Genomic DNA, 25,711 nt, shown 5'->3' with positions numbered 1-25,711 from the left:
AACCTACCGAGTGGTAGAAATTCAAGTTACCACCCGGTCGGCTCATGAAGACAGCGGCGTGACAGGGCGCGCGGGCGGCTCGCGGCGTGACCGGACGGCGCCGGCCCTCAACGCTCAGCCTCGACTTGAGGCTGAGCCGCGGTGAACTCTCAACCTCAGCTTGAACCTGAGCTGGCTCGATGGGATGCCCGGACGGCGGCCGTGATCGGCAGAACGCCGCGCGGTCGGCAGAACGCCGTGCGGTCGGCAGAACGCCGCGGTCGGTAGAACGCCGCGCGGTCGGTAGAACGTCAGGTGATCGGCAGTTCGAGCTACCGACCACCTGACGCTCTACCGACCGCCTGACGATCTACCGACCACGCCCCGCGCGGCCGATCGCACCGGTTCTCCTCTGCCCCCGGCCCCGGCCGCCGCCCGGCTCTGGTGTTGACCACAGCAGTTGCTGCCACGACATCGACCCTCCTGGCAGAAACTGCTGTGGTCAACGCCCCCGGTGGCCGGTGGCCGGTGGCTGGGGGCTGGGGGCCGGGAGGCCGGGTCAGTACGGGTTGTTGATGTACGTGCGGTTCAGCGGTTCCGGGATGCGGAAGTAGCTGGCCGACAGGCCCGCCGGGTCCGTCGCGAGGGCGCCGCGGCCGGGGACGTCGTCGCCGTCGTCCCAGCCCCACGGTGCGTTCGCGGAGTTCTGCGTGCAGGAGATGCCGCCATCGCCACAGCTGCCGGAGGCGTCGCCCGCGAACGTGCCCGCGCTCGCGAAGAGCTGGGTGTTGTTCCGCTGCGCCCACAGGCCGCCGGAGGCGTGGATGTCGACCAGGCGGTAGGAGACGTCGCGGTCGTCCGGGTGCTCCGGCACCTCGGCGCGGCCGGCCGGGTAGTAGATCACGCCGTCGCCCTTGATGTCGTAGCCGGGGCGCGCCTTGAGCCCGTGTCCCTTGGCCTCCTGGGCGGTGACCGGGTGGGGCAGGCCGTCGTGCGGGCTGGTCGTCAGCTGCAGCGTGCCGTCGATCGTCTCGGCGCCCGCACCCCAGGTGCTGCCCTGCGGGGTGTACGAGTAGAAGTCGCTGTGCGCCACGGTGACGGCGCCGCGCAGGACGCCGTAGGCCGAGCCGTCCTTCTGCACGGCGACCATGACGCCCTCGGCGTCGTTCTCGTGCTCCGTGTCGAAGATCGAGTCCGACCAGTCCCGCGGGTGGAAGAACATGTAGGTCACGAACCAGTGGGTCGACGTCTCCATGACCGAGTAGTACGCCGTGGCGGCCAGCGCGTGGCTGCCGGTGTTCTCCCAGTTGTTGCGGGCGTTCAGGTCGCCGTCGAAGTCGTACGCGGCCAGGTAGTCCGAGCGGCCGCCCAGGGCGTTCGTGCCGGTCTGGTCCACGTCCTGGTAGTGGATGGGCGCCCAGCGCTGGGCCAGGTCGGCGTTGTTCGCGGCCGCCACGTCGGCAGCGCTCGCGGACGCCGTCGGCGGCCCCGCGGTGGCGGATCCCGCCGCCGCGATCCCCAGGGCGACCGCGGCCGCCGTCGTGCCGACGGCCAGCGTCAGTGTTCGTGCAGGTCCAGGCATCTGTTTCCCTCGTCCCGGTCGGTCTGACAGGTGGGTGTTCGAGGGAAGACTTCACCCCACGCGTTGCCGCAGGGCAACCGTGACATGGCAGTTCGATGACCAGTTCTAGCCCGGCAGGCCGTCCGCGGGCAGATCCTCGGCCAGAAGGTCCTCGGCCAGCCGCGCGGCCTGCCGCCGCAGGTCCGGCACCGACGTGCACTCCCACTCCAGCCCGCGCCGGGCCAGCCCCATGGCGCGCAGCCGCGGGTGGCCGACGCCGGCGGCGTCGACCAGCGCGGCGTCCGGCGTCAGGTCGAGGCCCGTGCCGAGCCGGTGGGGCCGCAGCACGCCCCGCGCGACCAGCGCGTCCACCAGGGGGTTCCAGCCGGGTGAGGTCAGGGCCGGCAACCCCGTGGCGCCCACCACGAGGTCGAACGCGGAGGTGTCCCGGCCCGTGTCCCGGCCCGGAGCATCCACCCCGCCGAACACCGCCTCGACCGTGGAGACCGTGAGCACGCCGTCCGCGAGCAGCCGGTCCACGTGGGTGCGCATCGCGTGGGACATGCGGTGCCGCACGTTCTCCCACGAGCGCGCGTGCACGCGCTGGAACGCCGCCTGCTCGTCGGCCGTCAGCCGGGACCAGGTGGGGTTGACCTGCGGGCGGACGGCGTCGATCACCGCGCGCCAGTCCCGGCCCGCCGCGCGCTCCGCGGCGACGCGCCGCCGCACCACGTCGACGGCGGTGTCGAGCGTCCCGGCGGGGGAGAACGCGCGGTCGAGCTCGACCTCCACGGCCGGCGGCAGCGGGTCCGCGGCGTGCGCAGCGGGCAGGGCGCCGCCCCGGGAGACGGCGGTGAACGTCGCGTCCGGCAGCAGCGGGTGCAGGTGCGCGACGACGTCGAGCGTGGTCAGGCCCGTGCCCACGACCAGCACCCGGCGGGCGCCCGCGGCCCGCTCGTCGAGGTCGGGCGACCAGGGGTCCGCGACATACCGCTCGCCCCACGGCTCGTACTCGGGCAGCCGCACGGGCGGCGGGGTGCCGAGCGCGAGCACGGCGGCGTCGGCGCGCAGGGTGCCGCCGTCCGCCAGGGTGAGCGTGACGCTCGCCCCGCCGCCGCCAGTCCCGGACACGCCCGCCCCGGCCCAGCCGGACGGCCCGTCCACGACGTCCACCACCGTGCCGCGCACGTGCTCCACGGCGGAGCCGTCCGGCACGGGCACCGAGCCGAGCAGCTCGGTGAGGTAGCGGCCGAAGTCGGCGCGCTGCAGGAACGTGCCCGGCTCGGCGGGCACGCCGGCCGACGCGCACCAGCGCAGCAGGTGCTCAGGGTCGTCGTCGAAGGCGCTGAGCCGCGCGACCACGGCGTTGAGCGTGTGCCGGGGGTCGGTGGTCCGGTAGGGGAGGCCGCGGCCGGGTGTCTCCGCGGGGTCGATCAGCAGGACCCGCACCTGCCGGTGCGGCCCGTGTGACGCGGCCGCACGCACGAGGTGGGCCGAGAGGATGACGCCGGCGGCCCCGCCGCCGACGACGGCGATGGTCCGCTGCATGGCCCGAGGATAACGGTTGCGACCAGGGCCGATGTATTACCGCGCATCGGACATGGGGTACATTCCGGCTAAACGACGTCGAGCGCCTCCGTCGCGCCCAGAACCTGGGGAGCCATGACAGTCACGACGACCACTCAGTCGGAGCGCCTGGCCGACCTGGCCGGCCGGACCGACCTCACGCCGCTGAGCGAGACCACGAGCGGCTCCGACCCCGCCGCGGTGTACGAGCGGCTGCGCGCCCGGTGGGGCAACGTGGCGCCCGTGCTCCTGGAGCCGGGCGTGCCGGCCTGGCTCGTGCTGGGCCACCGGGAACTGGTCACGGTGCTGCGCAACGAGGGCCTGTACTCGCGCGACGCGCGCAACTGGGGCCTGTTCGCGGACGGCACCGTCGGCCCGGGCAGCGGCGTCGGCGGCGTCCTGGCCCCGCGCGACGGCATCTACTACGTGGACGGCGCGCGGCACCGGCACCTGCGTCGGCTGGTCGACGACGCGTTCGAGAGCGTGGACGAGCACCGCCTCGCGGCGACGGTCGAGTACTGGTGCGGCCTCGCGCTGGACCGCGTGCTGGCCTCCGGCGAGGCCGACCTCGTCGCCGACTACGCGCGGGCCGTCCCGCTGCTGGTGATGTCCACGATGTTCGGCCTGGACCCGGAGCAGGCCCGGGCGATGCTCGGGCACTCACGCAAGGTCTTCCAGGCCAAGGGGGCGGCGGGCGGCGAGGCGCTGAACGCGCAGCGGGCGCTGATCTCCGACCTGATCGCGGACCGCCGCACGGCGCCGTCCGACGACCTGACCTCCGCGATCCTGCGGCACCCGAGCGCGCCCACCGATCTGGACGCGCAGAGCGCGGTGTCGGCCACGCTCATCCTTGGCAGCGAGTTCGAGGTCGGGTGGATCACCCAGGCGCTGCGCCTGCGGCTCACCGACCCGCGGTTCGACGGGCGCTCGGGCGGGCGGCTCTCCGCGCCGGACACGCTGGAGGCCGTGCTCGGCTCCACCCCGCCGGCCCCCAACGCGGCGCCGCGGTTCGCCCTGGCCGACACCACGCTCGGCGACCACGCGATCGCGGCGGGCGACGCCGTCGTGCCGGGCATCCTGGGCGCGAGCGCCGAGTCCCGGGGGACCGGCGACGACATCTGGCTGGAGTCCGGCAACCTCTCCTATCTCACGTGGGGCGCGGGCCCGCACGCGTGCCCCGCGCGCCGCCCCGCGACCCTGATCGCGCAGATCACGGTCCAGGCCGCGCTGCGCCGCCTCGGCGGGGTGGCGCTGACCGTGCCGCCGGAGGCGCTGCGCTCGGCCGGGACGCTGTTCTCGTCCGCGCCGCGAGAGCTGCCCGTGCGGTTCGAGGTGCCCCGGCCTCCGCGGCCGGTCAGGACGGCGCGCTGATCGCGAGCATCTCCGGAACGACCACGTCCCAGGCGGACCGCGGCGGGTACTGGTGCCCCACGCCGGGCAGCAGCACGAGCCGCGCGCCCGTGATGGCGGCGGCCAGCGCGGCGCCGTGCTCGGGCGGGAACAGCGGGTCGGCGTCGCCGTGCAGCACGAGGGTGGGCACGGTGACGTCGGCGAGCGTGCCGCGCACCGGGCGGCTCTCGACCAGGAAGTGGTTGGCCGCGGAGGCCGGGTCGATCGATCGCCGCACGATCCGGCGGGCGGTCGCGAACGCGGCGTCCTCGTCGTAGCCGGGGCCCGCGAACGCGCGCTCCGCCGCGACGATCGAGCGCACGACGTCGTCCGGGTCGCTCCAGTCGGGGTCCGGCGGCGGCGAGTGGAACTGGGCCGCCGCCTCGGGGGTGGGGCCGGGCAGGGTCGGCCCGTCGGGGTCCTGCGTCACCGGGCTGGTCGACATCAGCGTGAGCGACGCGACCCGGCGCCCGTGCTCGATCGCCGTCTGCTGCGCGATCCCGCCGCCCATCGACACCCCGGCCAGGTGCGCGCGGCCGATCCCGAGCGCGTCCAGCAGGCGCACCGGGTCCAGCGCGAGGTCGTCGCCGGTGTACGACGGCGCCCCGGGCGGGTCGGTCCGGGAGCGTCCGGTGTCGCGGTGGTCGTAGCGGATGACGTACCGGCCCGGCGGGCCGCCGTCGGCCAGGGCCTGGCAGAAGTCGTCCTGCCACCAGTCCATGGGGCCGGCGATCCCGCCGATCAGGAGGAGGGCCGGGTCGGCCGGGTCGCCGAAGGTCTCGGCGCACAGCAGGGCGCCCGGTACGTCGACAAGGGTCTCCGTCATGTGGGTCTGACGGCCAGGCCGTTGAAAACTCATCGGCCGGTTCGTCGGGTCGTGGTGGGGCGTGCGAGCCCGGCGTCGTCAGAACCGGCGTCGTCAGGAACCGGCGTCGTCAGAAACCCAGGACCAGGGCGACCACGGCGACCACGACCGCGGCGCCCGCGCCGGCCCAGGCGATCAGCACCTGCCGTCGGGTGCGCGCCCGGTCGTCGTCGAGCTGGGTCCGCAGGGTCTCGAACTCCCGGTGGGCCGCCTCGATCTCCGCGCGAAGGGCCGCGAGCTGCGCGTCGGCCCGGCCCGCCGTGGCCTGCGCGGTCGCGGCCTCCGCCCGCGCCGCCGCGGCGGCGGCCTGCGCGTCGGCGGCCTCGTCGCGGGCCGCGGCCGCCTCGGCGCCCGCGTGGTCGGCCGTCGCCAGCGCGGCCGAGGCGAGCGCCGTCGCGTTGTCGGGCTGCTGCGGGAAGGGCTCGTGGACGGCGCCGGGCGCCGCCTCGGGCGCCTGCCACGGTGCGGCCGTGACCTGCGCCGCCGTGACCTGCGCCGCCGTGACCTGGGCGGCCGTGGCCGACCCCGCTGTGGCCGACGCCGCTCCGGCCTGCGGCACCCGGCCCGGGATCTCGGCGCGGGAGAGCTGGTTCTGCACCTCGGCCTTGAGGTCCGACAGGAAGGGCTTCAGGCCTCGGCGCTCCTTCGCGGAGGCGTGGCGCGGCACACCGCCCGCCGGGATCGGGGCGTCGAGGGCGCTGGGGTCGTGGTCGCTCGCCATGGGTGAGGAACATACACGGCGGCCGATCTGTGACATATGACCGGTTGGCGGGTGGCCGGGTGAGATCCGGGCCCGCCCGCGGGTACGGTGCCGGGGTGCAGCTGAACCGGCCCGACCTCGCCCGTGTCCTCGACCGTTCCGTGCGCGCCGACCCGGTGGCCGACGTCGGCTGGCTGGCCGCCCCGCCGCCGCGTGCCCGCGTGCTGCGCGAGCGGATGGAGCTGGACCCGGACGCGTCCCTGGCGGACACCGCCGACGCGCTGTTCGGCTGGGCCGTGCACCGCGGCGCCGGGCTGACGATCGCCCCGACCGGCCCGGCCGGCCTCGGCGTGACCGTGGTGCAGGCCGTGCACGTCGGGCCGCTGTGGTTCACGGCCCCGTGCCGGGTGGTGGACGTCGTCCGCGAGCCCGACGAGGCCGGGTTCACCTACTCGACGCTGCCGCACCACCCGGAGACGGGCGTGGAGTCGTTCCGCGTGCGCCGCGACGGCGGGGGTCTCGTCTTCGAGATCCACGCCGTGGCCCGGCACGACTTCTGGGGCAGCCGGATCGTGCCGCCCGCGGCCCGGCGGGTGCAGGACCGCGTGACGCGCGGCTACCTGCGTGCGGCCCGGGAGCTCAGTCGCGGGGGTCGTCCAGGAACTCGGTGATCAACGCCGTCGTCTCGGCGGGGCGCTCCAGGTTCGGCAGGTGGCCCGCCCAGCCGAGCTGGGTGTGCCGGGCGCCGGGGATGTGCCCGGCCAGGTGGTTCGCGACGGCGCGGAAGTGGTCGAGGTCCTGGCCGCCGGAGACGACGAGCGTGCGGGCGGTGATCGCCTCCAGGTCGATCGCGGGGCCGGCCTCCTCGTTGATGTCGTCGCCCGCGGCGAGCTGCACGTCGAAGGCGTGGCGCTGCATGGTCCGCACCAGCTCGCGGGCGTCGTCGTCCGCGTCGGGCCCGAGCCACGTGGCGACGTTGAGCTCGGTGGCGCCGTCCAGGTCGCCCGCCTCCAGCAGCGCGTCCTCGCGGCGGGCGAAGCGCTGCACCGAACGCGTGGGCGGCAGCGCGTAGGCGGAGTTGATGAGCATCAGGTGCGACACGAGGCCGGGCCACTCGGACGCCACCTGAAGGGCGACCTGGCCGCCCGCGGACGCCGCGACGATCGCGACGGGCCGCTCGCCCAGCGAGTCGAGCAGCGCCTTGACGTCGCCCGCGTTGTCGAACCGTGCGCTGGTCAGCGGGGTGTCGCCGTAGCCGCGCAGGTCGCAGCGGATCACGCGGTGGTGCCGGGCCAGGGGAGCGCGCTGCGGGTCCCACATCCGGGAGTCGGCGACGCCGGCATGCAGGAGCAGGACGGCGGGGCCGGAACCCGTGGTGTCGTGACTGAGGATCATCCGCCGACCGTAACGGCGGCGGCGCGGCACGGGCCAACGCATTCGGTGGACTCCCGTCCAGGCGGCGGATATACTCGAACACATGTACGAACCTACGGAAGGTCAGGCACTCGACGGGCCCGTCGACGTGGCGTTCGCCGCCCTGCTGGACGGGCTGTTCACCGGCCCCCGGGTCACCTATGCGCCGGTACGCGAGACCCCGACGTACTACGGCGGCCACCGCGGCGGGCGACCCGAGGGTGGGGGACAGCAGGGCGGGCGGCGGCACCGGCGCTTCGTGCTGCGCGCCGGCACCGACCTCGACGACCTACGACTCGACCCGCGTTAGCCCGCGGCGGCTACACCACCACCCCGACCACGGCGGCGACGACCGCCAGCGCGATGCCGACCCACGCGAACGTGGTCGCGGTGGCCGCCTTCCTCGTGGCGGCCTCCGCGGTCTCGCGCGCGGCGTCGGCGGCGGTGCGTGCCGCGTCGAGGTCGCCGCGCAGCGTGCCGGCGGTCGTGGTGAGCGTGTCGAGCTCGCCCTGCAGCCGCTCGGCCTCCGCGCGGGCCTCGGTGGCGGCGCGCTCGGCCGCCGCCGCCTGCTCGTCGAGCCGGCCGTCGAACCGGGTGGCCAGCTCGGCCACGGTCTTCTCCCGCGCCGCCGCGAGGCCCTGTTCGAGGCCCGTCTCCAGGGCGTCCCTGAGCGTCTTCTCCTGCGTGTCGCCCCGCTTCGCGACGAGCTCCCGCAGGTCGGCACCCTGCTCCTTGAGCGCGACGGTCAGCTCGGCGCGGACCTCCTCCGGGGTCAATGGCTTGTCCGGCTTGGCCAGATAGGCATCGGCCCAGGTGCGCCGCGACCGGCTCTTGCCAGGCCCGGCGCCCTCGACGACGGCCTCCTTCTCCTCCTCGGTCAGGCGGTCGAGCGCCTCGGCGGCGGCCTTGACCGCGGGCGGCGTCTCGACGGGAGCCTTGGCGCCCTGGGGGGTCTTTCCCTCGGCTGACATCGGAGTCCTGGCCCCCTGGGGTGTCGCGGCGGCTGCCACGGCTGCGGCGTAGTCGGCGTCCTCGGTGTCGGCCGACGCCGACTCCGGGATCTTGATGGGCTTGTTCAGCAGAGCCCGTAGGCGGTCCATCCGCTCAGTCTTCTCGCCGCCCTCGGTCCGAGGCGCGTCGCTGTCACTGCTCATGGGGCAAAACGTACTGCTCTGCCCGATCTAGGTCGACTACATCGGCGGGAGTGGCGTCCTTGCCGCATGGATGCGTCAGGACGTCTGGACTGTGGTGGACAGGAATGGCCCCCTGAGGCCACCTGAAACCCAAATCTTGCCCAAAGTTGCTTGGGACAGATGTGGGGGCGGTCGGGACGTACTGCTCGAACGAATCGTGGGCGCGATCGACACCTGGTGGGTGGAGGAGGACCCATGGCGAAGAAGACAGTGCACCGTCGATCGTTCGGCACGCTGGAGGCACACCGACGGCGCGGCCATGGCCTTCACGGTGCGGCTGCCCCTGGACGGTGGGCACACCACCATCAGCTCGATCGACGTCATGCAGTTCGACGACGACGGCCTGATCACCCAGATGCGCGCCTACTACGGGCCGTCCAACGTGAGTGCCGCCTGACGCCGCCGTCCCGCGGGGGAGTGCGGGTGGTGTCGCCGCGCGCCTTGTGCGCGGCCTACGGTGCCGGTGGGTCGATCCGCGCCGCAGGCGGTGCGTCGGGCAGGTCGGCGGCCAGGTTCTGGTGCGCCAGGCGGCGCAGCGCCGTCAGGACCGGCTCGTACAGCGCCGTGCCGAGCACGGCATACTGCACGGCGGCCTGCCGGTCCCCGGCCGGCATCTGCGCGACCTCCGCGCGGGCGATCGCCGCGACGTGCTCCCCGTACACCCGCAGTCTCGCCGGGTCTGCGGGCAGGCCCGCCTCCTCGGCGGCGAGCAGGGCGCGGTCGAGCTGCGCGAACGCCGCGAGGTGCTCGCTGGAGCGGGCGTACGCGTCGCCCAGCTGGGCGACGGCCGCCCGCGCCCGCGGATGGATGGCCGCCCCGGTGGCGACCGGTGCCTCGGGGGCGCGGGTCTCGGTCGTCTCCGTCGCGCCAGCCAGCACCTCCACGGCCCGGCCCAGGGTCTCGTAGACGCCCCTGTCGGGGTGGTCGATGATCCGCAGGATCTGCCTGACCTGGTGCAAGGGCAGCCCCGCCGCGACCGTCATCGAGCGGATCAGTCGAAGCCGGTCCAGGTGCTCCTGGTCGTACTCCGCCCGGCGCGCACCGGTCGACCGGCCCGCCGGGAGCATCCCCTCGCGGATGTAGAACTTGACCGTTGCCAGCGGCACGTCGGCCCGGCGTACGAGCTCGGAGATCTGCATCTTGCCCCCTCGTGGATATTGCAACTATCCTACCGCTGGATAGTTCAAGTATCTTCGAGGGAAGAGGAAAAGCGTGTCCGCGATCCGAACGCTCGGCCACTACCGCGCCTGGCTGACACCCGTCGTCCTGATCGTGGGGCTGGCTGCGCTCCTGCCCGCGATCTACCTGTCGGCCACCGTCGACCCGCAGGGCCACCTGGACGGTCTGCCCGTCGCCCTGGTCGTCGAGGAGCAGAGCAACGCCGACGCGCCCTCGGCCGCGGACCTCCCGGTGCCGGACCTCGCGGCGTCGGTCGCCGACGCCGTCGAGGCCGGGGTCGGCGACAAGGTCGCCCTGACGCGGATGACCGCCGAGCAGATGTCCACGCGGATCGAGGACGACCGGCTGGCCGGTGCGGTCGTGATTCCCGGCGACTTCGACCGGGCGGTCGCCAGCCTCCTGCCCGGAGCGCGCGAGGTCACCGTCCCGACCGTGCAGATCGTCACCAACGCCGGGGACGGCGGTCTGGCCAACGGCCTCCTGGTGGCCAACCTGACGCCGGTCCTGCACGGCGTGGCCCAGGGGCTGGGGGAGCGGCTGTCGGCCCAGCTGGACCCGGGGGACCTGTCGCCGGCCGGTGCGGCGCTCCTGGCCGAGCCGTTCCGCGTGGTCTCCGCACCGCACGAACAGCTCCCGGCCAGCTCGGGGATGGGGACCAGCGCGTTCTACTACTCGCTCGTGCTGGTGCTGATCGGGTTCATCGGCGCCTCGCTGGTCGGGCCGCTGGTCGACTCCGCCGTCGGGTTCCTGCCCAGCGAGGTCGGCCCCCTGGTGCAGCGCCGCCCCTACCTGCACGTCTCACGGCCCGGCACCCTGCTGACCAAGCTCGCCATCCTGACCGCTGCCGCGCCGCTGGCCGCCCTGGTGGCGCAGCTCGTGGCAACCGGCCCGGTGGGGGTACCGGTGGCCGACCCGGTGATGCTGTGGCTGTTCTCCACCGCGGTCGTCGCCGCGATCGGAACCAGCGCCCTGACGGTCTTCGCGATCTTCGGCAGCGGGATCGGCTCCCTGGTCAACACCGTCTTCTTCATCGCACTGTCGATGACGTCCTCGGGCGGCACCGTCCCCCTGGAGGCGGTCCCCCCGTTCTTCCGCTGGATCTCCGTCGTGGAGCCGTTCCGTCCCGTCGTCGACGGGATCCGGTCGCTGTTCTACTTCCAGGGCAGTGCCGATGCGGGACTCGCGGACGCCTGGGTGAGCGTCGGCGTCGGCGGGTCGGCCGGCATCGTGCTCGGGCTCGCCGTCACCTACCTGTACGGGAAGGTGCCCGCTTTCGACCGCCGGCCGCCGCACCGGGAGCCGGCCCCCACGGCCACCGGCGCACCTGCCTGACTGCTGCCCCGACCACCCGGATGTGACCCTGGACCGCATCAGGGTTCGACGTCCGGGGGTGGCACGACGCGGAGGGTCGAGCTGCGCGCTGGTTCGGTGGTCATCGAACGGGTGGGCCACTGGTCGCCGTACTTGGCGAAGTAGGCCCGGTCGATCGCCTCGTCGAGGTCCGGGTCGGATACCGGTTCGAACCCGACCTCCAGGCGTCGGCCGCGCGGGTGGAAGGCACCTCGGCGGGTACGCAGGGCGCGCGCATACCAACGGCCTGCCGGCCCGTAGCCGCTGCGGACGTAGGGCACGCCCTCGACCGTGACGGCCCAGATCAAGGTGCGCACGTCCTTGCCGGACGCGGAAGGCGTCGTCAGGGCGACGGTGTCCGTCCGGTCGAGGTGCTCGACGGTGGCGGCAAACGTGGATGACGGGTGCATCAGGCCTCCTGCTCCTTCTCAAGGGTTTCGCGACGGATGGGTGCGGGTGGGCTCACATCGGCGCGACCCGCCTGCTCGTGCTGGTGCGCGACGTCCGCCAGACGGTCCTGCAGTGCCTGGTGCACGAACCGGAACGAGTCGCTGCCCAGCACGACGCGCAGCGGCGCCGGCACCTGCTCGGCCGCGGCGATGGTCATCGCAGCCACCTTGACCGGGTGCCCCGGAGCGGGTCGCGTGCCGGTGGTCAGGCCACGGACGGCAGCGGCGGGCGTCCCGTCGTAGGCCGCCAGGGGCTGACCGAGCCGTGCGTTGCTCCGAAAACCCGTTGCCGTGCCGCCCGGCTCGATGATCGTCACGCCGATGCCGAACACGGCCAGCTCCTTGGCCAGCGCCTCCATGAACCCCTCGATGCCGAACTTCGAGGCGTTGTACAGGGATCCGCCGGCGCTCGCGGCCTGTCCGCCGTAGGTCGAGACCTGCACGATGCGGCCGCCGCCCTGGGCGCGCAGGTGCGGTGTCGCAGCCCGCGCCACGGAGATCGAGCCGGTCAGGTTGGTGGCCAGCTGGTGCTCGACCTGCGCGTCGGAGAGCTCCTCGGCGGCGCCGAACAGACCGTAGCCTGCGTTGTTGACGACCACGTCGAGCCGGCCGAGTGCTGCCGCTGCGCGGTCCACGGTCTGTCGGACGGCGGGGGTGTCGGTCACGTCGAGCACAGCAGGCCAGAACGCGTCGCCGTGCGCGCGTGTCAGGTCGGCCAGCGCCTCCTCGTCCCGACCGGTGCCGGCCACACGGTCGCCGCGCCGCAGGAGCTGTTCGGTCATCTCCCGTCCCAGACCATGCGTCGCACCGGTCACCAGCCAGGTCTTCGTTGTAGCCACCGTCTCGTCTCCTCACTAAAACAGCCGGATGGTTTATCTCGGGTCTGCGCGGGCCGCTCCCGGTGCGGACCGGGAGCGGCCCAGCCGGTCGACCGGGCTGTCGCTATCCAGGCTGTCGCAGGAGCGCCTCGGCCACCGCGGCCGTGCTGCGCACCACCGAGTCCCGGTAGGCGGCCAGCCGGCGCGCCCCGTCCTCGCCCAGCGGATTCCTGATCTGCTCGGCGGTGGTGTTCCAGCCCACGGCGGCGGCGAACACGATCATGAGCACGTCGGTCGCGGCGGCCACGCTCGCGCCGGTGGCCTCGGCGAGCTGCGTGGCCTTGGACACGTGCGACTCGACCTCGCCCTCGGACGGTTCGGGGACCTCCAGCGTCCGCCACTGGCTCAGTCGCTGGACGCCGGGGTCGGCCACCAGGGCGTCGAAGAGCGCTCCGACGTAGCCGGGCAGATCGTCGGGGGTGAAGGGGGCGACGTCGGCCAGGACACGCAGCCGGTCGGCCAGGACCGCCTCGAAGAGCGCCTCCTTGGACCCGAAGTAGAGGTAGATCGCCTGCTTGTTCGCTGAGGCGGCCGTGGCGATCCGGTCCACGCGCGCGCCCGCCAGGCCGTGCTGGACGAACTCGTCGTAGCCCGCCGCCAGCAGTCGTGCCCGGGTTGCCGCAGAGTCGTAAGCCATGCCGTCGATACTAAACCAACCATCCGGTTGACTTCCACTCGCGAGGTCGCTAGCGTTCCAACTAAACCACCCAGTTGGATTAGGAGAGGGGCACCATGACATCGCAGACTTGGTTCGTCACAGGGGCATCGGCCGGGATCGGCCGCAGCGTGACCGAGCGGCTCCTGGCGGACGGTCACCGGGTCGCGGCGACGGCTCGTCGGCCCGGGGCGCTCGCAGACCTGGCCGAGAAGTACCCGGAGCACCTGTGGACCGCGGCCCTGGACGTGACCGACACCGAGCAGCTGCGTGCGGTGGTCGAGCGTGCCTTCGCCGAGCTGGGGCGGATCGACGTGATCTTCTCGAACGCCGGACGGGGATCGGTCGGGGCGGCCGAGGAGCTGTCGGACGAGGTGATCGACTCGCAGATCGCGCTCAACCTCGTCGCACCGATCCACCTGCTGCGGGCGACGGTGCCGCACCTGCGTGAGCAGGGCGGCGGGCGGTTCATCCAGCTGTCCACCATGGGCTCGCAGATCACGACCCCCGGCGCCAGCATGTACCACGCCTCCAAGTGGGGTGTGGAGGGCTTCTTCGAGTCGGTGATCGGGGAGGTCGCCCCGTTCGGCATCGGCATCACGATGGTCGAGCCGGGGACCATCCGCACCGGCTTCGGCGCCAACCTCGACATCGCGGAGCCTCTGGCGGTCTATGCCTCGGGCCCCGTCGGCCAGCTGCACCAGTACCTGAGCTCGGCCACCAACATCACCGCCGCCGGCCCCGGTGACCCGGACAAGGTGGCAGCCGCGATCATCGACGCCTCGGTCACCAGCCCCGCGCCCCGACGTCTGGCCCTGGGCTCGGACGCCTACGCGGCGATCAAGGACGCACTGACCGGGCGGCTCGCCGAGCTCGAGGCCGGCAAGCAGACCGCGGCCTCGATCGACTTCTGAGCTGCCGGCCTCCGAGCCGCCCCCGCTCCCTCAGAACTGACCACCTTCAGAACGTAAGGAACACCCCATGTCACAGGTCATCGCAATCTTCGGTGCCGGTTCCGGCCTCGGGACGTCGCTGGCGCGCCGCTTCGGCAAGGAGGGCTTCCGGGTCGCGCTCGTCGCCCGCCGTGCGGAGAAGCTGCACGCCATCGTCGAGGACCTCGCTACGCAGGGCGTCGAGGCCGCGGCATTCCCGGCCGACCTGTTCGACCCCGCGAACGCGACGGCGACGGTCGCGGCCATCAAGGAGCGCTTCGGCCGCATCGACGTCGTCTCCTACCAGCCGATCCCTGGCGGCACGTCCTTCGTTCCCGCTGCCGAGCTGGACAGCGAGCAGCTGGGCCGGTACGTCAACCTGCTCCTGCTCAGCCCGGTCGCGATCGCCCACGCGGTGCTGCCCGAGATGCTGGACCGCAAGGCGGGCGGCTTCCTCGTGACTGGCGGCTTCACCGCCGCGGAGCCGCAGCCCTACATCAGCGGCATCGGCCCGGCGATGGCCGGCATCCGCAACTTCGTCTACTCGCTGCACGGCGAGGTCGCCGACTCCGGTGTCTACGCGGGAGTGGCGACCCTGGCGGCCCTGATCAAGGACAGCGAGTCCTACCAGGCCATGACCCCCGAGATGCTCGCCGAGGCCACCGGGGGCACCACCGGCCTGAACGTCATCGACCCCGACGAACTCGCCCAGACCTACTGGCAGCTCTACACCGACCGCAAGCAGGTCGAGTACCGATTCCCCGCGCCGGCGGCGAGCTGACTCCCCAGCACATGCCTGGAACGACCCACCCACCCTCAGCATCAGGAAGAAGAAGGACATGACAGATCTCAGCGGCAAGACCGCGCTGATCACCGGCTCCGCCCGGGGAATCGGCAAGGCCATCGCGCTGCGCTACGCACAGCTCGGCGCGAACATCGTGATCAACTACTCGTCCAACGCGGCCAACGCCGAGAAGGCCGTGGCCGAGGTCACCGAACGCGGGGCGCAGGCGATCGCCGTACAGGCGGACGTCTCCCGGCCGGCGGACGTGGATCACCTCTTCACCGAGGCGAAGCAGCGGTTCGGCGCCGTCGACGTCGTGGTGGCCAACGCCGGGCTGGAGCTGCTGGGGACGCCGATCGCCGACCTGACCGACGAGCAGATCGAGCGGATGGTCGACGTCAACGCCAAGGGCGCCCTGCTGACGATGCAGCGCGCCGCCCAGCACGTCACCGACGGCGGCCGGATCATCTACATCGCCTCGACGGCCATTGTCGCCCCCGTCGCGGGGGCCGGCCTCTACACGGCAGTCAAGGCCCCGGGCAGGTACTTCGCCGAGGTCCTCGCCCGGGAGACTGCCGAGCGTGGCATCACCGTCAACACCATCATGCCCGGACCGATCGACGAGGCCGGGGTCTTCATCGACACCGTCCCCGCCGACTCCCCGTTCCGGGGCATGCAGGCGGCCGGCCGCATCGCCGACCGCATCGGTACACCCGACGACGTCGCCGACGCCGCCGAGTACCTCACCGGCGACCTCGCCCGCTGGGTCAGTGGCACCACCATCACCGTCACCGGCGGGCTGCCGCAGTAAGCCGCAGCGAGGACGAGGATCGCCGACCTCGACCGCTACCTGACGGCGGTCGTCCATCAAAACGAGGCACAGATCCGCGACTACCTGGAAGGGAGCCGTGCGAGCTCCCAGTTCAGCCTCGAGATCGACGGCCACGTTTACGTGATCGGTTTGCAGCGCGACGGGACGATCGTGCAGTTCTACCGGCAGTGATGAAAGGGATCCGACGGGCTTCGCGCAAATCAGGGCCAGGTTGCCCGTCGGATCCCCGGCAGACCCACGGCATGCCATGTGCCGGATCGACGAGCTGAACAGCGAAGGTGCATAGCCGTAGCGATCGTATGGGCAGCCCGGCGCCGTTCAGTGCCGAAACTGCCCAGAGTTGAGAAGCCCGAGCCCGAACGCGCCCTCGACGTCGGGCCGCACAGCGCGCACCTCGGCCAGGTCCACTGCGCCGTAGAAGCGGCCGGGCCAACCTTTGGCTGACACTCTCCGTAGGGGAGGGTATGAGGTGGGAGAGCGTAGCGATGACGAGCGAGTTCAGGTGAGCATGCCAACGAGCGACGGCGCGGCAGGCGCCGGTGCGCCGCTCGAAGTGCGGGTCGGGGTGCCTCGGACCCGGGATGCAGAGTTCACCGCGTTCGTCCGGGACTCCAGCACCTACTTGCACCGCACCGCGTACCTGCTGTGCGGTGACCGGCCCCGGGCGGAGGAACTGGTCCAGTCGACGTTCGAGCGCGTCTATCGCACCTGGGCCAAGGTCCGGCCCGGCACGGAGCGTGCCTACGCCCGGCGGATCCTGGTCAACCTGCGCATCGACGCCTGGCGCCATGCACACCGTGAGTCGTTCCCGGGCGACGACAACATCCCCATCCCGCACACGTCGGACCATGCGGGGGACGTGGTGCTGCGCGACGAGCTGGTCCGTGGGCTGGCCCGGTTGCCGCTCAACCAGCGGCGGGTCGTGGTGCTGCGGCACCTGCTGGACCTTCCCGAGGCGGAGGTCGCTCGCGAGCTCGGGATCGCGGTCGGCACGGTGAAGGCGGCCAACTCGCGCGGGCTGGCCCGGCTGCGGGACCTGCTCGTCGCCCAGGACGAGATGGTTGAGCCGGTCGTCGTCGACGAGAAGGCCGTTCTCGACCGGAGCCGGGACGCGCTGCGGCGACGCCGGAGGCGGCAGGGGGTCGGGGCGGTGTGCGTGGCGGTCCTGCTGGTGCTTGGGGTGCTGACCCGGGGCTCGGTCCCGCTGCCCTGGTTCGGCCCGGTGGTGCTTCCGGGCGGGGAGCTCATCGCCCGACTGCTGGACGGCCGCATCCCCGGGCCCGACCTCGACCCGACGGGGAACACGCCAGTCGTCTGTCCGGAAGAACTGCCCAGGCCTACGCCGACCCGTGCTTCGGAGGCCGGCGAGGACGTCGGCCCGCTCGACCAGCCCGTCGTGGTCAATGCCGCCGACGCGCGCTCTCTGAGCTGCTACGACGTCGACGTCCAGCCGGCGACGCCCGGCTACCGCGACCGGTCGGGGGTTCCGGTCTCCGCTGACGGGGAACCGCTGCCCGAGCCGCGAGGGCTGACCGATGCGGGACTGCTCTGGCAGTTCGGCGAGAACCACCGGACCGGTAGCCCAAGCATCGTCCAAAACTCCTGGGCGCTGGGTACAAGCAGTTCAGGAACCAGCTTGACGTCGTACCAGGGCGCCACAGTGACCCCGACCGACCTCACCGTCACCGGGGACCGAGTTGTCTGGAGCGAGTACGCGGCCGAGAACACCTCGCCCCGCGCGAGCTTCGTCCGCACCTTGATCGACTCCGACGGAACCCTAACCACCGTGGTCGACCCCGTGGTCACCACCGAGGAACGCCTATGGCTGATCGCCGCTACCCAGGAACACGCTCTGTGGACAGCCGGACCCGCGGCCAGCGACACCCGACTATTCGCCACAACGCTCGACGGCGACGGCACACCTGCTGAGCTCGCAGCTGGAGTCACGGCGCTCGCGGCAGACGACGACGAGGTGATCGCCGCCGTCCTGACTCCAGGGGACGGCACGACCAGCACAACAACGATCCGGCTGTTCGACGACCTGGCAGGCGGGGACACCTCCGGAACCGTGCTGGTCGAGGTAGAGCACGACTCTGCGTCCGAGGTCGGAGCGGTCGTTCTGTCGGACGAGGTCGCCGCCTGGACGGTCGCGCCCGTCGGCGCCGAGTCCGGTGGGATCCTCTATGTCCTGGACCGGGTCGGTGACGGCGACAGTGTCGTTCAGCTCTCCGGTGGCGTCGTCGACGATCTCCGCGCCTCGGGCAGCGTGCTCTCGTGGACCAGCACGGACCCCGAGTCTGAGAACCCGGCTAGCACGTCCTACCTGTACCGTGCGACGGAGTCGGCGTCAGGGTACGACGGCCCGGACCTGGCACGCTTCCCGGGCGGGTCGGTAACCGCTAGCCTCGCCGGCGACCGCACCGCCTGGCTCGAGGACGCGGGCGCACGACAGTGGCTGGTGGAGGGCACCGTTGTCCCCACCCTGGAGCGTGGCTGATGCGGACGCTCTATGAACTCCAGATTGCATGGAGGCACTGCCCGACCATGCAGCACCCGTCGACGCCCACAGCGACGACCAGCACGTCGGTGCGGTCATGAGTCAGGCCTCGGGCGCAACGGCATCCCGCCGCACGGCAGGCCCGCCGACCGGCGTGCGGCAATGGGTACGTCGGCGGGAAGTGTCTGCCCGCGACGCCACGCTCCGTCGCGAGAGAGTCGTGAACCTTGAGCAAGGTCGCGGATCGGAATCCCGCGATCGGCAGGACCGCCAGTCCCCGAGAACGTCCGGCCACGTAGCCCTGTCGAACGAGGCGAGGGATGGCGGGCAGAAGGTGAGCATGACGGCGCGCGCTATCCACGGCGAGGGGTTCTCGAAAAGGACCCGCGAAATGCTGGCCGGCATCCGTAGATCCATCCACAGATCTGGACCGGTTCGAGATCTGGGTACTCCTGCGCCCGCTGCTTTCGGTAGCGTCGCCACGTGGGAGCGGTGTGGACGTCCAGCATTGTCGGCATCACCGTGATCATGAGCACCGTGGCAAAGGCGGGTGGGTGCGATGGAACGGATCTGGCTCGACGTGCCGTTCGAGGAGAAGGACGAAGCCAAGGAGCTCGGTGCGCGGTGGGCACCGGACGCGAAGCGCTGGTTCGCTCCTCGGCCCGGGATGAAGCGGCTGGAACGCTGGGCGGCGCTACCGGAGATTCCCGATCTGCTGCCCGGCGAGGACCGGTCGTTCGGGTCCGGGCTGTTCGTCGACCTGGTGCCCTCGACGTGCTGGTTCACCAACGTGCGTTCCTGTGTCAGCCCGAAGGACTGGGAGCGGCTGCGGCGGATGATCACGCGCCGGGCCGGGCTGCGGTGCGAGATCTGCGGCGCTACCCAGGACAAGGAGACCCACCGCTGGCTGGAAGCCCACGAACGATGGGCGCTCGACGAGACGACCGGTGTACAGCGCCTGGTCCGGCTGATCTGCCTGTGCACGGACTGCCACGCCGTCACCCACTTCGGGTTCGCGCAGGTACGCGGCCTGGAAGACGCCGCCTATGTCCACCGCATGGCGGTCACCGGAATGGACCAGGCCCAGGCCCGTCACGTCGAGGGCGCGTTTGCCCTGCGGCGGGAGCGTTCGGCGCGGACCTGGGGCTGGACCTGTCGATGCTCACCGACGCCGGGGTGACCCTCCAGCGCCCGCCCTCAGCCAAGAAGCGGCCTGCCGCAGCGCAGGAAGCGTTTGTGGCGCAGGACGACGCGATCCGTCGACGGGCCACCGTGCGGGCAAGGGCCGAGGGCATCCGGGTGCGGGCACTCGCCCCGCCGAGCCCGCCCTACACCGCAACCAACCCATCCCTGCCGCCGATCCCCGGTGAAGCCGGATCAGCGCCTGGGCCTGTGTCGGCCACAGAGACAACGTCCTGGCTCAGCCGGTTGATGGGACGACGACGTCAACGCTGAGGGGCCGTCTTCGACAGCCACCGGTCATCCGGCAGCAGGGTCCGCGGTGATCGGGCGGCGTCCATTTCACGCCGCGCGCCGAGTTGCGGGGCCCGGGCGTGCGGCGCGCGAGCGAAGCGGCGCACGGTCACACTGGTGGTCATGTGCGGCAGATTCGCCAACGCGCGTCGTGACGAGGAGATCGCCGACCGGTTCCACATCGCCGAGCTGAGAGGCCAGCAATCGCGCCACGGATCGTGACAGCACCCTCATGGTGTCCCACATTGGTCTAGCTGCGGCCGCCGACCAGGTCGTTCGACATGATCCACAAGCGCTCGGCTGCTTCCGGGTCGAGCGCCCAGGCCTTGACACCGTGCGGGTGCTCCGCCAGCGTCGCACCGTCCGGCACGGTGTAGGCCTCCTGGCAGTCGTCGAGGTAGTGCCCGCCGGTGTGCGCCAACTCGGGGGCGACACCGGCGACCATGCTGGTCGCGGCGCCCTGCTCCACCGACTTGTAGGCGAAGACGCCCGCCGCCTGAGCCGCGTCGAGGGACGCCTTCTGCGCGGGTGTGAAGTTGCGCTGCAGGCCGGTCGCCACGCCGCCGGGGTTGACAGTGTTGGCGACGATGCCGTCGTCCGCCCAACGCCGGGTGGCCTCCACCGCGAAGAGCGAGTTCGCAGTCTTCGACCGGGCGTAGGCGATCTGCGGATCGTAGGCGCAGCGGGTGAAGTCGAGGTCGTCGAGATCGACGCCGGCACGCATGTGAGCGGTCGAGCTCACCACGACGACGCGCGCGCCGTCCCGCTCGGCCGCCCCCTTGGCGAGCGCCGCCCGAAGGCCGCGCGCAAGGGCGTGATGACCGAGATGGTTGGTCGCGAACTGCAGCTCCCGACCCTCCGCGGTGCGTTCGAGGCCTGCGGTGACGAGCCCTGCGTTGTTGACCAGTAGGTGCAGCGGACCGTGCCACGCGTCGATGAACCGGCCAACCGAGACGCCCTCGGCGAGATCGAGGTGCCGGACCACGGGCCGGGATCCGGTGGACCGTTCGATCGTGGCGGCGGCCGCCTCGCCCGCCCGAGCGTCCCGGACCGCCAGCGTGACCTCCGCGCCTGCGGCGGTGAGAGCGCGGGCAGTCTCCAACCCGAGGCCGGAGGAGGCTCCCGTCACGATCGCGCGCAGTCCCCCGAGGTATACGCCCTCAAGGACGTCCATGGCGGTGCTGTCGGCGCTGAAGCGGGTGCGGATGAGTTCTTCGACCATACGATCCACTATACAAACTGAACATCTTCTGTCTAGTAGGTATAACGAACGGTACGATGCCCGCATGAGTCAGACCGTGCCATCTTCCGACGCCGGACGGCGACGAGCGGTGCTCGAGTCCGCCCTCGACACCTTCGCCCGCAGCGGATACAGGGGCACGTCGATGGACGCGATCGCGCGGGCCGCCCGGATCTCACGACCCGGGCTCTACTTCCTCTTCGACTCCAAGGAAGCCCTCTTCCGGGAGGCCGCCGCGCACGTGCTCACCCAGGACCTCGACGCGATAGAACTGCTTCTCGCGGACGGCGCCCGGCCGCTTGCCGACCGCGTTCTTGATGCGTTCGACCGGTGGGCCGGCCGGTACGTCGGCCCCGCTGCCCAGGACATCCCCGCGGTCCTTGCCGAGAACCCGGGCCTCCTCGACGCAACGAGCCGAACGGCCCCCGCGCGGTTCGAAGCCGCGCTGAAACGAGCGATCAGCGAGCACTCCGAGCACGGACCCGACATCGCGCGAACCCTGGGCAGCGTCTCGGTCGGCCTCAAGCATCAGACCGACAGCCACGACGCCTACCTCAGCCGCCTTCGCATCGCGATCGATCTCCTGCTGACCACGCCACGCGCCTGATGCGGTGATGTGATGGGACTGCTGCACGGATGGGTGACAGCGGACGTGTGGGGCCGCGCGCCGTCGATGCGACGGAGGCGTGCTCCTGAACGCGGCATGCCCTGGCCTGCGGTTCCGCGTGCGCGCCGCTGGGGTGGGTGACGATCCAGCAGGGTGTGTTTTCCATTGGGTGCTGCTGGGGCGCGAGAGATCGGAACCCCACTCGCTCGAGCCTGACAGGAGGCCCTCTAGTGATACCCAATCAGGTCGCATTGATGGGTTGCGCGCCCAGGCGTCACAGAGAAGGTCAAGCCGCAGCTCGATCTGGCCGGATCGGGCTCCGATGTTGCGCAATCACACCCCGGGGTTCGTCGTAGGCGGAGGTCGTCGCTCGCGGCTGCTACCTGATCGCGATGCCCGGTAGTCGATTCCGAATCCGTACCGCCGTCGACTGGCTGCTCGGTGTCGTGCTCGGCCGCGAGTCCGTCCTGCTCGACACAGCCGCCGCACCGACGACGCCCGACCGTCCGGCGAAAGGGAGTATGGGGAGGCCGCGGCGGGCGCCCTGCTCGTCGCGCTCCACGAGCGGGGACCGGCCGTGTCGCAACCGCGACGCGTGCCCGCCTCTACCTACTTTCCGGTGTGGTTTCCGACCTGGGCTCAAGGGCGGTCGCGAACCGGCGCTGGTATGCGAGCGGGCTGGACGACACCTTCCTGGCGAAGACGCGTCGCATGCTCTCGTAGCTGGGGAACCCGGCGAGCTCTGCGGCCCGGGTGGCGGTGTGTCCTTGGTCGAGCAGTGCTCTGGCCAGGTCGAACCGGACGGTCTCCACATAGCGGGCCGGGGTGGTGGACAGCTCGTCGTGGAAGAGCCGGGTCAGGTGCCGGGTGCTCACGTTGAGATGCTTCGCGAGGGCGCCCAGGGAGTAGTGCCCGCCGGGGTTGGCCGTGACGAGGTCGGTGACCGTGCGCAGTGCCGGCGAGCGTGGTGGAGGGCCGTGTAGCGGTGCCGAGAACTGGGACTGGCCGCCGGCGCGTTGCATGTACACGACCAGGGCGCGGGCAACGTTGCGGGCCGTGTCGGGCCCGTGGTCCTCCTCGATGAGAGCGAGCGCGAGGTCAATGCCGGCGGTTATGCCGGCTGATGTGTAGGTGGTTCCGTCGCGGACGTAGATCGCATCAGGCTCGACGGTGCACGTCGGGCACCGGGCAGCGAGCTCGTGTGTGACCTTCCAGTGGGTGGTCACACGCTTGCCGTCCAGCAGGCCGGCTGCGGCGAGGATGAATGCCCCGGTACAGACGGACACGACCCGCCCAGCCGCCGCGGCCGACCGCCGGACGGCGTCCGCCAGGTCACGGGGGACCGGCGCACCGGGATAGATGTCGGCGCCCGGGACCAGCAACGTGTCGAAATTCTGCGAGGTCGACGCACCGTCGACGGCAATCCGTACGCCGATGTTCGAGGTCACGTCCCTGCCGGTGGGTGAGACCAGGGTCGTCCGGTAGCTGGCACCCAGCCGGTTCGCCTCGGTGAACGCCTGCGCGGGACCGGCGAAGTCCAGCAGTGTCACCCCGTCATGGACGAGGATCGCGACGTCGTGGGACAGGGCTGTGGGCACCGTTCATTGGTAGCACACGGCCGATGCCGAGCTCTGTCCAGATATCAGGGATTCCTGGCCGGACGAAGGCGGCGCCGGAGTCTCTCCGGTGGGCAGCATGGAGTCAGGACACACGGTCACCCACTACATCCTGAAAGCACGAGGCCATGTCGGAACTCACTGCCTGGCTGGACGTCCCGGAGACGGCAGCGGTCGCCGAAGCGACGGCGCTCGTCGGCGAGATGACCAGCCCGTTGATCTATCACCACTCGCGGCGCGTCTTCTTCTTCGGCCTGCTGCACGCGCGCAGGCTTGGAGTGGATCTGGACCCGGAGCTGCTGTACGTGGCGGCGATGTTCCACGACGTCGGCCTGCTGACGCCTTTCTCCGAGGTCGAGCAGCGCTTCGAGGTCGACAGTGCCGACCATGCCCGCCAGTTCCTCCTCGGCAGGGGATTCTCGGCGAGTGCCGCGGAGACCGTCTGGACGGCGATCGCGCTGCACACCACACCGGGCATCCCCGGCCGGATGGCGCCCGTGATCGCGATGACGCACCTCGGCGTCCTGACCGACGTGCTCGGGCTCGGCCTGGACGGACTGGGACACGACCAGGTCGAGGAGATCGTCGCCGCCCATCCACGAGGGGACTTCAAGAACGAGTTCCTGCGGGCGAACGTCGAGGGTCTCAGGCACCGCCCCGAGACGGCGAACGGGACGGTCAATGCCGACATTCTCGAGCACTTCATCCCTGGGTTCCGGCGCACGACGACCGTCGAACGGATCATCGGCGCGCCGTGGCCGAGCTGACAACGATCTTGAGACGTCGAGGAGAACGACCATGAAGGCGATCATCGTGCGAGACCGTGACGAGGGTCTGAGCGGTCTGACTGCTGCGGACATGCCTCATCCCCATGCCGCGGAGAACGACGTCATCGTGCGTGTGCATGCGGCAGGCTTCACGCCCGGCGAACTCGACTGGCCGACGACGTGGGCCGACCGCGCCGGCCGCGACCGCACGCCCTCCATCCCCGGGCACGAGGTGTCCGGCGTCGTCACCGAACTTGGCTACGGAACCACGGGGTTGACCGTGGGGCAACGCGTGTTCGGGCTGACCGACTGGGGCCGCAACGGGACCCTGGCCGAGTACGTGGCAGTGGAGGCGCGCAACCTCGCCCCGCTGCCGGCCGGAGTCGATCACAGCGTGGCCGCCGCGCTACCCATCTCCGGCCTGACCGCCTGGCAGGGGCTGTTCGACCACGCCCGCCTTACGACTGGCCAGACGGTCCTCATCCACGGCGCCGCCGGCGGCGTCGGCTCGATCGCCGTCCAGCTCGCGCATGAGGCGGGAGCGCACGTGATCGGCACCGGTCGAGCGGACGACCGAGACATCGTCCTGGGGCTGGGAGCCCACGTGTTCCTCGACCTGGCGACAGACGACCTGGCTCGGGTGGGCTTGGTCGACGTGGTGTTCGACGTGATCGGTGGTGACGTCCTGGATGCCTCGATCGCCCTGGTGCGCCCTGGCGGCGTTCTCGTCACGATCGCGCATCCGCCCACCGCGCAACCCACGGACGGCCGAGCGGTCTTCTTCGTCGTCGAACCCGACCGCGTCCGCCTGGCCGACCTCGTCGAGCGCGTCCGGACCGGACGGCTCAAGCCCCTCATCGGCGCCGTGCGGCCGCTGACCGAGACGGCCGACGCGTTCGCGCGCCGCCCCCGCACCTCCGGCAAGACGATCATCCAGGTCGCGAACGAGCAAGAAGCACTCCACCCGTAAGACGTGAACTCCGCCCGACCCAGTGGGCCGGCATCAACGGCAGCGTCCGCTGGCGGGTCGCGCGGAGGCGCAACGGAACGGGACCGGTTGGTCCACCAACGACTCCGATCGAGGAACACACATGCCTGAGATCATTGCTGGGATCACGGTCCCGGACACACAGCTCGCCCGCGACGCGACCGCCGTCGTGCGGAAGTCCGCCGACGACACACTGTTCCACCACTCCCGCAGGGTGTTCCTGTGGGGCATGCTCAAGGGGGCCGTCCAGGGACTGGAGGCTGATCCGGAGCTCGCCTATGTCGGCGCGATATTCCACGATCTTGGCCTCACGGCGGCCTGCCGCACCGCGGACCGCCGGTTCGAGATCGACGGTGCCGAGGCCGCGTACGGCTTTCTGCGAGAGCACGGCCGTTCACACGAACAGGCGCGCGACGTCTGGCTCGGCATCGCGCTCCACACCACGCCCGAGGTTCCGCACCACTTGGTGCCGGAGGTAGCAGTGGTCACGCTGGGAGTGGAGACCGACGTGCTCGGCGTCGACCTCGACCACATTACCGAGACACAGCGTGCGGAAGTCGTCGCGGCTCACCCGCGACCGGACTTCAAGAGCCGGATCCTGCGTGCGTTCTACGACGGCATGGCGCACCGGCCAGAGACGACCTTCGGCACCATGAATGACGACGTGCTCGCCCACTTCGACCCGGCCTTCCGCCGGCAAGACTTCGTGCGCACCATCCTCGACAACAGTTGGCCCGAGTGACCGCCGGGAGTGCTGCCCGGATAGATGAGACCGAAGGTGTATGAGCGAGGGCCATC

At 71.6% G+C, this 25,711-nt stretch carries 26 protein-coding genes; 14 read left to right on the top strand and 12 right to left on the bottom strand.

All coding sequences use genetic code 11. The annotated features are described in order from the left end of the window. Positions 1-538 precede the first annotated feature (538 nt). Together ACH45N_RS15885 and ACH45N_RS15880 are read right to left on the bottom strand one after the other, a co-directional pair. Complete coding sequence (locus ACH45N_RS15885; protein WP_397395495.1) at positions 539-1,561, bottom strand: hypothetical protein; 1,023 nt, start codon at positions 1,559-1,561, stop codon at positions 539-541. Between the two features lie 105 nt (positions 1,562-1,666). Beyond that, on the bottom strand, positions 1,667-3,088 hold the full coding sequence (locus tag ACH45N_RS15880) for an FAD/NAD(P)-binding protein (RefSeq protein ID WP_397395493.1): 1,422 nt from the start codon (positions 3,086-3,088) through the stop codon (positions 1,667-1,669). Between the two features lie 114 nt (positions 3,089-3,202). On the opposite strand from ACH45N_RS15880, the gene ACH45N_RS15875 reads away from it, so the two are divergent. Further along, complete coding sequence (locus ACH45N_RS15875) at positions 3,203-4,477, top strand: hypothetical protein (RefSeq protein ID WP_397395491.1); 1,275 nt, start codon at positions 3,203-3,205, stop codon at positions 4,475-4,477. On the opposite strand, the gene ACH45N_RS15870 is transcribed toward ACH45N_RS15875, so the two are convergent. Both ACH45N_RS15870 and ACH45N_RS15865 read right to left on the bottom strand, forming a co-directional pair. Then, a complete protein-coding gene (locus ACH45N_RS15870) occupies positions 4,461-5,321 on the bottom strand; it encodes an alpha/beta fold hydrolase (RefSeq protein ID WP_397395489.1) in 861 nt (286 codons plus the stop codon). The two genes, ACH45N_RS15875 and ACH45N_RS15870, sit on opposite strands and share 17 nt — an antisense overlap. Positions 5,322-5,430: 109 nt before the next feature. Next, positions 5,431-6,081, bottom strand: coding sequence for a hypothetical protein (locus tag ACH45N_RS15865; protein ID WP_397395487.1), 651 nt, complete (start codon positions 6,079-6,081; stop codon positions 5,431-5,433). Between the two features lie 95 nt (positions 6,082-6,176). Here ACH45N_RS15865 and ACH45N_RS15860 point away from each other — a divergent pair, with 95 nt between their 5' ends. Further along, complete coding sequence (locus ACH45N_RS15860; RefSeq protein WP_397395485.1) at positions 6,177-6,731, top strand: DUF1990 family protein; 555 nt, start codon at positions 6,177-6,179, stop codon at positions 6,729-6,731. Here ACH45N_RS15860 and ACH45N_RS15855 read toward each other — a convergent pair. Further along, on the bottom strand, positions 6,700-7,455 hold the full coding sequence (locus ACH45N_RS15855) for an alpha/beta fold hydrolase (RefSeq protein WP_397395483.1): 756 nt from the start codon (positions 7,453-7,455) through the stop codon (positions 6,700-6,702). The genes ACH45N_RS15860 and ACH45N_RS15855 overlap by 32 nt on opposite strands. An 82-nt stretch (positions 7,456-7,537) precedes the next feature. On the opposite strand from ACH45N_RS15855, the gene ACH45N_RS15850 reads away from it, so the two are divergent. Then, positions 7,538-7,783, top strand: coding sequence for a hypothetical protein (locus tag ACH45N_RS15850; RefSeq protein ID WP_397395481.1), 246 nt, complete (start codon positions 7,538-7,540; stop codon positions 7,781-7,783). A gap of 10 nt (positions 7,784-7,793) precedes the next feature. On the opposite strand, the gene ACH45N_RS15845 is transcribed toward ACH45N_RS15850, so the two are convergent. Beyond that, positions 7,794-8,627, bottom strand: a complete 834-nt coding sequence (locus ACH45N_RS15845; protein WP_397395479.1) for a hypothetical protein — start codon at positions 8,625-8,627, stop codon at positions 7,794-7,796. Between the two features lie 298 nt (positions 8,628-8,925). Here ACH45N_RS15845 and ACH45N_RS15840 point away from each other — a divergent pair, with 298 nt between their 5' ends. After that, entirely contained in the window at positions 8,926-9,063 is a 138-nt protein-coding gene (locus ACH45N_RS15840; RefSeq protein WP_397395477.1) for a hypothetical protein, read from the top strand. A gap of 55 nt (positions 9,064-9,118) precedes the next feature. Here the strand turns inward: ACH45N_RS15840 and ACH45N_RS15835 are convergent, their stop codons facing one another. Further along, complete coding sequence (locus ACH45N_RS15835; protein ID WP_397395475.1) at positions 9,119-9,805, bottom strand: MerR family transcriptional regulator; 687 nt, start codon at positions 9,803-9,805, stop codon at positions 9,119-9,121. A 73-nt stretch (positions 9,806-9,878) separates the two neighbouring features. Between ACH45N_RS15835 and ACH45N_RS15830 the strand changes: the two genes are divergently transcribed. Then, positions 9,879-11,177 carry an ABC transporter permease gene (locus ACH45N_RS15830; RefSeq protein ID WP_397395473.1) on the top strand — a complete coding sequence of 433 codons (1,299 nt, stop codon included), beginning with the start codon at positions 9,879-9,881 and terminating at the stop codon, positions 11,175-11,177. 38 nt (positions 11,178-11,215) lie between these two features. Here the strand turns inward: ACH45N_RS15830 and ACH45N_RS15825 are convergent, their stop codons facing one another. The 3 genes from ACH45N_RS15825 to ACH45N_RS15815 all read right to left on the bottom strand — a co-directional run bounded on the left by ACH45N_RS15825 (position 11,216) and on the right by ACH45N_RS15815 (position 13,159). Next, positions 11,216-11,605: a DUF2255 family protein gene (locus ACH45N_RS15825; RefSeq protein WP_397395471.1), complete on the bottom strand. Its 390-nt coding sequence runs from the start codon at positions 11,603-11,605 to the stop codon at positions 11,216-11,218. Next, a complete protein-coding gene (locus ACH45N_RS15820) occupies positions 11,605-12,483 on the bottom strand; it encodes an SDR family oxidoreductase (RefSeq protein WP_397395469.1) in 879 nt (292 codons plus the stop codon). The genes ACH45N_RS15825 and ACH45N_RS15820 overlap by 1 nt, the downstream gene beginning before the upstream one ends. 103 nt (positions 12,484-12,586) lie before the next feature. Further along, positions 12,587-13,159 carry a TetR family transcriptional regulator gene (locus ACH45N_RS15815; RefSeq protein WP_397395467.1) on the bottom strand — a complete coding sequence of 191 codons (573 nt, stop codon included), beginning with the start codon at positions 13,157-13,159 and terminating at the stop codon, positions 12,587-12,589. A gap of 95 nt (positions 13,160-13,254) precedes the next feature. Here ACH45N_RS15815 and ACH45N_RS15810 point away from each other — a divergent pair, with 95 nt between their 5' ends. The 5 genes from ACH45N_RS15810 to ACH45N_RS15790 all read left to right on the top strand — a co-directional run bounded on the left by ACH45N_RS15810 (position 13,255) and on the right by ACH45N_RS15790 (position 19,402). After that, positions 13,255-14,091, top strand: coding sequence for an SDR family oxidoreductase (locus ACH45N_RS15810; RefSeq protein ID WP_397395465.1), 837 nt, complete (start codon positions 13,255-13,257; stop codon positions 14,089-14,091). Between the two features lie 67 nt (positions 14,092-14,158). After that, complete coding sequence (locus ACH45N_RS15805; RefSeq protein ID WP_397395463.1) at positions 14,159-14,890, top strand: SDR family NAD(P)-dependent oxidoreductase; 732 nt, start codon at positions 14,159-14,161, stop codon at positions 14,888-14,890. A gap of 58 nt (positions 14,891-14,948) precedes the next feature. Next, positions 14,949-15,704: an SDR family oxidoreductase gene (locus tag ACH45N_RS15800; RefSeq protein WP_397395461.1), complete on the top strand. Its 756-nt coding sequence runs from the start codon at positions 14,949-14,951 to the stop codon at positions 15,702-15,704. Positions 15,705-16,233: 529 nt separating this feature from the next. Next, positions 16,234-18,222 (top strand): SigE family RNA polymerase sigma factor, encoded by a 1,989-nt coding sequence (locus tag ACH45N_RS15795; protein WP_397397479.1) that lies wholly within the window; start codon positions 16,234-16,236, stop codon positions 18,220-18,222. 559 nt (positions 18,223-18,781) lie between these two features. Further along, the gene (locus ACH45N_RS15790; protein ID WP_397395459.1) at positions 18,782-19,402 is read left to right on the top strand and encodes a DUF5710 domain-containing protein; all 621 of its coding nucleotides are present in this window, start codon (positions 18,782-18,784) and stop codon (positions 19,400-19,402) included. A gap of 543 nt (positions 19,403-19,945) precedes the next feature. On the opposite strand, the gene ACH45N_RS15785 is transcribed toward ACH45N_RS15790, so the two are convergent. Beyond that, complete coding sequence (locus ACH45N_RS15785; protein WP_397395457.1) at positions 19,946-20,983, bottom strand: SDR family NAD(P)-dependent oxidoreductase; 1,038 nt, start codon at positions 20,981-20,983, stop codon at positions 19,946-19,948. Here ACH45N_RS15785 and ACH45N_RS15780 point away from each other — a divergent pair. Then, positions 20,868-21,542, top strand: a complete 675-nt coding sequence (locus tag ACH45N_RS15780; RefSeq protein WP_397395455.1) for a TetR/AcrR family transcriptional regulator — start codon at positions 20,868-20,870, stop codon at positions 21,540-21,542. The genes ACH45N_RS15785 and ACH45N_RS15780 overlap by 116 nt on opposite strands. 605 nt (positions 21,543-22,147) lie before the next feature. On the opposite strand, the gene ACH45N_RS15775 is transcribed toward ACH45N_RS15780, so the two are convergent. Continuing rightward, a complete protein-coding gene (locus ACH45N_RS15775; RefSeq protein WP_397395453.1) occupies positions 22,148-23,140 on the bottom strand; it encodes a GlxA family transcriptional regulator in 993 nt (330 codons plus the stop codon). Between the two features lie 146 nt (positions 23,141-23,286). On the opposite strand from ACH45N_RS15775, the gene ACH45N_RS15770 reads away from it, so the two are divergent. The 3 genes from ACH45N_RS15770 (at position 23,287) to ACH45N_RS15760 (ending at position 25,655) form a co-directional block, all read left to right on the top strand. Further along, positions 23,287-23,925, top strand: coding sequence for an HD domain-containing protein (locus ACH45N_RS15770; protein WP_397395451.1), 639 nt, complete (start codon positions 23,287-23,289; stop codon positions 23,923-23,925). A 31-nt stretch (positions 23,926-23,956) separates the two neighbouring features. Further along, entirely contained in the window at positions 23,957-24,895 is a 939-nt protein-coding gene (locus tag ACH45N_RS15765) for an NADP-dependent oxidoreductase (protein ID WP_397395449.1), read from the top strand. A gap of 121 nt (positions 24,896-25,016) precedes the next feature. Beyond that, positions 25,017-25,655 carry an HD domain-containing protein gene (locus ACH45N_RS15760; protein ID WP_397395447.1) on the top strand — a complete coding sequence of 213 codons (639 nt, stop codon included), beginning with the start codon at positions 25,017-25,019 and terminating at the stop codon, positions 25,653-25,655. The last annotated feature ends 56 nt before the right edge of the window (positions 25,656-25,711 follow it).

Source organism: Promicromonospora sp. NPDC019610, from assembly GCF_044389365.1.
Taxonomy (GTDB): Bacteria; Actinomycetota; Actinomycetes; order Actinomycetales; family Cellulomonadaceae; genus Promicromonospora.
The sequence above is the reverse complement of the archived record's forward strand: the minus strand, read 5'-3'. Positions and strand labels throughout refer to the sequence as shown.